Origin of the sequence: Stenotrophomonas sp. TWI377 (assembly GCF_039674525.1) — a bacterium.
Lineage (GTDB): Bacteria > Pseudomonadota > Gammaproteobacteria > Xanthomonadales > Xanthomonadaceae > Stenotrophomonas.
On sequence record NZ_JBDJNT010000041.1, the window covers coordinates 1 to 5542 of the forward strand.

The following is a 5542-nucleotide window of genomic DNA, read 5'->3' on the forward strand; positions in this document are numbered from 1 at the left end:
GCGGGGTTTTCGGGGTAAAAACCCTGGCGATGACCTACTCTCGCATGGCTTAGGCCACACTACCATCGGCGCAGCTGCGTTTCACTTCCGAGTTCGGGATGGGATCGGGTGGTTCCACAGCGCTAATTTCACCAGGGAGACAGTTGGAGCGTCGCCATCCTAAGGAACGGATTAAGGCGCCTGCCTCTCGTAAGTCTTGTGACGTAGCGTGCACTTGGGATCTATCGACATGTCATGTCGGCCAAGGCAACTTGAGGTTATATGGTCAAGCCACACGGATCATTAGTATCAGTTAGCTCAATACATTGCTGTACTTACACACCTGACCTATCAACCACATAGTCTATATGGTTCCTTCAGGGGGCTTGTGCCCCGGGAGATCTCATCTTGAGGCGCGCTTCCCGCTTAGATGCTTTCAGCGGTTATCGCTTCCGAACATAGCTACCCGGCAATGCCACTGGCGTGACAACCGGAACACCAGAGGTTCGTCCACTCCGGTCCTCTCGTACTAGGAGCAGCCCCTCTCAAATCTCCAACGCCCATGGCAGATAGGGACCGAACTGTCTCACGACGTTCTGAACCCAGCTCGCGTACCACTTTAAATGGCGAACAGCCATACCCTTGGGACCGACTACAGCCCCAGGATGTGATGAGCCGACATCGAGGTGCCAAACACCGCCGTCGATATGAACTCTTGGGCGGTATCAGCCTGTTATCCCCGGAGTACCTTTTATCCGTTGAGCGATGGCCCTTCCATACAGAACCACCGGATCACTAAGTCCTAGTTTCCTACCTGCTTGATCCGTCGATCTTGCAGTCAAGCACGCTTATGCCTTTGCACACAGTGCGCGATGTCCGACCGCGCTGAGCGTACCTTCGAGCTCCTCCGTTACTCTTTAGGAGGAGACCGCCCCAGTCAAACTACCCACCATACACGGTCCCCGATCCAGATTATGGACCCAGGTTAGAACGTCAAGCACGACAGGGTGGTATTTCAAGGATGGCTCCACTGCAGCTAGCGCCACAGTTTCATAGCCTCCCACCTATCCTACACAGACGAACTCAACGTTCAGTGTAAAGCTATAGTAAAGGTTCACGGGGTCTTTCCGTCTTGCCACGGGAACGCTGCATCTTCACAGCGATTTCAATTTCACTGAGTCTCGGGTGGAGACAGCGCCGCTGTCGTTACGCCATTCGTGCAGGTCGGAACTTACCCGACAAGGAATTTCGCTACCTTAGGACCGTTATAGTTACGGCCGCCGTTTACTGGGGCTTCGATCAAGAGCTTCGCCTTGCGGCTGACCCCATCAATTAACCTTCCAGCACCGGGCAGGCGTCACACCCTATACGTCCACTTTCGTGTTTGCAGAGTGCTGTGTTTTTGATAAACAGTCGCAGCGGCCTGGTTACTGCGGCCCTCTTCAGCTATAGCTCGCATGAGCCACCAAAAAGGGCGCACCTTCTCCCGAAGTTACGGTGCCATGTTGCCTAGTTCCTTCACCCGAGTTCTCTCAAGCGCCTGAGAATTCTCATCCTACCCACCTGTGTCGGTTTACGGTACGGTCTGCGTAAGCTGAAGCTTAGGAGCTTTTCCTGGAAGCGTGGTATCAGTGACTTCGCCTTAAAGGCTCGTCTCGGTGCTCGGTCTTAAAGGATCCCGGATTTGCCAAAGATCCAAACCTACCGCCTTTCCCCCGGACAACCAACGCCGGGTACACCTAACCTTCTCCGTCCCTCCATCGCACTTACGCGAGGTGCAGGAATATTAACCTGCTTCCCATCGACTACGACTTTCGTCCTCGCCTTAGGGGCCGACTCACCCTGCGCCGATTAACGTTGCGCAAGGAAACCTTGGGCTTTCGGCGTGCGGGTTTTTCACCCGCATTATCGTTACTCATGTCAGCATTCGCACTTCCGATACCTCCAGCAGACTTCTCAATCCACCTTCAACGGCTTACGGAACGCTCCTCTACCGCGTACATATAAATATGCACACCCCAAGCTTCGGTTCACTGCTTAGCCCCGTTAAATCTTCCCCGCAGACCGACTCGACCAGTGAGCTATTACGCTTTCTTTAAAGGGTGGCTGCTTCTAAGCCAACCTCCTGGCTGTCTGTGCCTTTCCACATGGTTTTCCACTTAGCAGTGAATTTGGGACCTTAGCTGTGGGTCTGGGTTGTTTCCCTTTTCACGACGGACGTTAGCACCCGCCGTGTGTCTCCCATACAGTCCGTCTCGGTATTCGGAGTTTGCAATGGTTTGGTAAGTCGCGATGACCCCCTAGCCATAACAGTGCTCTACCCCCGAGAGGATACATATGAGGCGCTACCTAAATAGCTTTCGAGGAGAACCAGCTATCTCCGGGTTCGATTAGCTTTTCACTCCTAATCACAGCTCATCCCCGTCTTTTGCAACAGACGTGGGTTCGGGCCTCCAGTACCTGTTACGGCACCTTCACCCTGGCCATGACTAGATCACCCGGTTTCGGGTCTACTGCCCGCGACTATGCGCCCTTATCAGACTCGGTTTCCCTTCGCCTCCCCTATACGGTTAAGCTTGCCACGAACAGTAAGTCGCTGACCCATTATACAAAAGGTACGCAGTCACTCTTTCGAGCTCCTACTGCTTGTACGCACACGGTTTCAGGATCTATTTCACTCCCCTCTCCGGGGTTCTTTTCGCCTTTCCCTCACGGTACTGGTTCACTATCGGTCGGTCAGTAGTATTTAGCCTTGGAGGATGGTCCCCCCATGTTCAGACAGGGTTTCACGTGCCCCGCCCTACTCGTCTTCACTGAAATGGCCCTTTCAGATACAGGGCTATCACCTTCTATGGCCGCTCTTTCCAGAGCGTTTTCCTAGAACCAAATCAGCTTAAGGGCTAGTCCGCGTTCGCTCGTCGCTACTTACGGAATCTCGGTTGATTTCTTTTCCTCTGGTTACTTAGATATTTCAGTTCACCAGGTTCGCTTCCAGCAGCTATGTATTCACTGCAGGATACCCGCAAGCGGGTGGGTTTCCCCATTCGGACATTACCGGATCAAAGCTTGTTGCCAGCTCCCCGATACTTTTCGCAGGCTGCCACGTCCTTCATCGCCTCTGACCGCCAAGGCATCCACCGTGTGCGCTTATTCGCTTGACCATATAACCGCAAGTTGCCTTGGGTTACATATATGACCTGGGGGTACAAAGCCCAGATACGAAATATAACGACTCAATTAATAAGAAGACATTTAAGTCTTCCGCCTTAGCCTCACGACACGTCTAAGATAGAATCTCAAAACGCTCGCTACGTCACAAGTTTTAAAAGAACACGTACCAGCCACAATGCTGATCCGTAATAAATTCTTTGTATGCGCTAATCATTCAGAGTGGTGGGTCTGGGTAGACTCGAACTACCGACCTCACCCTTATCAGGGGTGCGCTCTAACCACCTGAGCTACAGACCCAATGTCCGTTTAGCTCATTGCCGACTGCGCTGATAAAGGCGCATCGTGTGGTGGAGCCTGTCGGGATCGAACCGACGACCCCCTGCTTGCAAAGCAGGTGCTCTCCCAGCTGAGCTAAGGCCCCATATACGGGACTATCCACGTCGGCCAGGCCGACGTGAAACTCTGAATGCAGGTTACTTGTGAAGACGCCCGACAGGACGATGCTGTCTTTGCTCAAAAGGAGGTGATCCAGCCGCACCTTCCGATACGGCTACCTTGTTACGACTTCACCCCAGTCATCGGCCACACCGTGGCAAGCGCCCTCCCGAAGGTTAAGCTACCTGCTTCTGGTGCAACAAACTCCCATGGTGTGACGGGCGGTGTGTACAAGGCCCGGGAACGTATTCACCGCAGCAATGCTGATCTGCGATTACTAGCGATTCCGACTTCATGGAGTCGAGTTGCAGACTCCAATCCGGACTGAGATAGGGTTTCTGGGATTGGCTTGCCCTCGCGGGTTTGCAGCCCTCTGTCCCTACCATTGTAGTACGTGTGTAGCCCTGGTCGTAAGGGCCATGATGACTTGACGTCATCCCCACCTTCCTCCGGTTTGTCACCGGCGGTCTCCTTAGAGTTCCCACCATTACGTGCTGGCAACTAAGGACAAGGGTTGCGCTCGTTGCGGGACTTAACCCAACATCTCACGACACGAGCTGACGACAGCCATGCAGCACCTGTGTTCGAGTTCCCGAAGGCACCAATCCATCTCTGGAAAGTTCTCGACATGTCAAGACCAGGTAAGGTTCTTCGCGTTGCATCGAATTAAACCACATACTCCACCGCTTGTGCGGGCCCCCGTCAATTCCTTTGAGTTTCAGTCTTGCGACCGTACTCCCCAGGCGGCGAACTTAACGCGTTAGCTTCGATACTGCGTGCCAAATTGCACCCAACATCCAGTTCGCATCGTTTAGGGCGTGGACTACCAGGGTATCTAATCCTGTTTGCTCCCCACGCTTTCGTGCCTCAGTGTCAGTGTTGGTCCAGGTAGCTGCCTTCGCCATGGATGTTCCTCCCGATCTCTACGCATTTCACTGCTACACCGGGAATTCCACTACCCTCTACCACACTCTAGTCGCCCAGTATCCACTGCAATTCCCAGGTTGAGCCCAGGGCTTTCACAACAGACTTAAACAACCACCTACGCACGCTTTACGCCCAGTAATTCCGAGTAACGCTTGCACCCTTCGTATTACCGCGGCTGCTGGCACGAAGTTAGCCGGTGCTTATTCTTTGGGTACCGTCAGAACAACCGAGTATTAATCGACTGCTTTTCTTTCCCAACAAAAGGGCTTTACAACCCGAAGGCCTTCTTCACCCACGCGGTATGGCTGGATCAGGCTTGCGCCCATTGTCCAATATTCCCCACTGCTGCCTCCCGTAGGAGTCTGGACCGTGTCTCAGTTCCAGTGTGGCTGATCATCCTCTCAGACCAGCTACGGATCGTCGCCTTGGTGGGCCTTTACCCCGCCAACTAGCTAATCCGACATCGGCTCATCTATCCGCGCAAGGCCCGAAGGTCCCCTGCTTTCACCCGAAGGTCGCATGCGGTATTAGCGTAAGTTTCCCTACGTTATCCCCCACGAAAAGGTAGATTCCGATGTATTCCTCACCCGTCCGCCACTCGCCACCCATAAGAGCAAGCTCTTACTGTGCTGCCGTTCGACTTGCATGTGTTAGGCCTACCGCCAGCGTTCACTCTGAGCCAGGATCAAACTCTTCACTTAAAAACGCATAGTCCGAAGACTAAAAATTTAAAGCTGCAGATGCTTGACCGCTGGCAACGTTTCGCTTGCTTTAAAACAATTGATATGTTGCTTGATCAAACGTCTGCAAGATGGACATACATCCTTCCTGCAGGCGCCTTCACAAGATACCTGCGCATACTGTCAAAGAACTTTGGAATCGGCCTCAGCGCCTTCTTCCGTTTGCCCCGACGTTTCCGTCGTTGCGAGCCGCCCATTGTAGACCGGCTTATCTGCTTCGTCAACACCTTTTTTCAAGGCCGTTTCACCGAAGTGAACCGTTGTTGCCGATGCCGCTTCGTCGTTCGCCT

General features: G+C 53.3%; 2 tRNA genes and 3 rRNA genes. All 5 read right to left on the bottom strand.

Annotated elements, in window-relative coordinates:
• Window positions 1–21: 21 nt before the first annotated feature.
• The 5 genes from rrf to ABE546_RS18530 all read right to left on the bottom strand — a co-directional run bounded on the left by rrf (window position 22) and on the right by ABE546_RS18530 (window position 5213).
• Window positions 22–136: ribosomal RNA gene (rrf, locus tag ABE546_RS18510) — 5S ribosomal RNA — on the bottom strand.
• Between the two features lie 125 nt (window positions 137–261).
• A 23S ribosomal RNA gene (locus tag ABE546_RS18515) occupies window positions 262–3140 on the bottom strand.
• A 230-nt stretch (window positions 3141–3370) separates the two neighbouring features.
• Window positions 3371–3447 (bottom strand) — tRNA-Ile (locus ABE546_RS18520).
• Between the two features lie 48 nt (window positions 3448–3495).
• Window positions 3496–3571, bottom strand: a tRNA-Ala gene (locus tag ABE546_RS18525).
• A 95-nt stretch (window positions 3572–3666) separates the two neighbouring features.
• A 16S ribosomal RNA gene (locus tag ABE546_RS18530) occupies window positions 3667–5213 on the bottom strand.
• The 16S, 23S and 5S rRNA genes sit together here with 2 tRNA genes alongside, the layout of an rRNA operon.
• Between the last annotated feature and the right edge of the window lie 329 nt (window positions 5214–5542).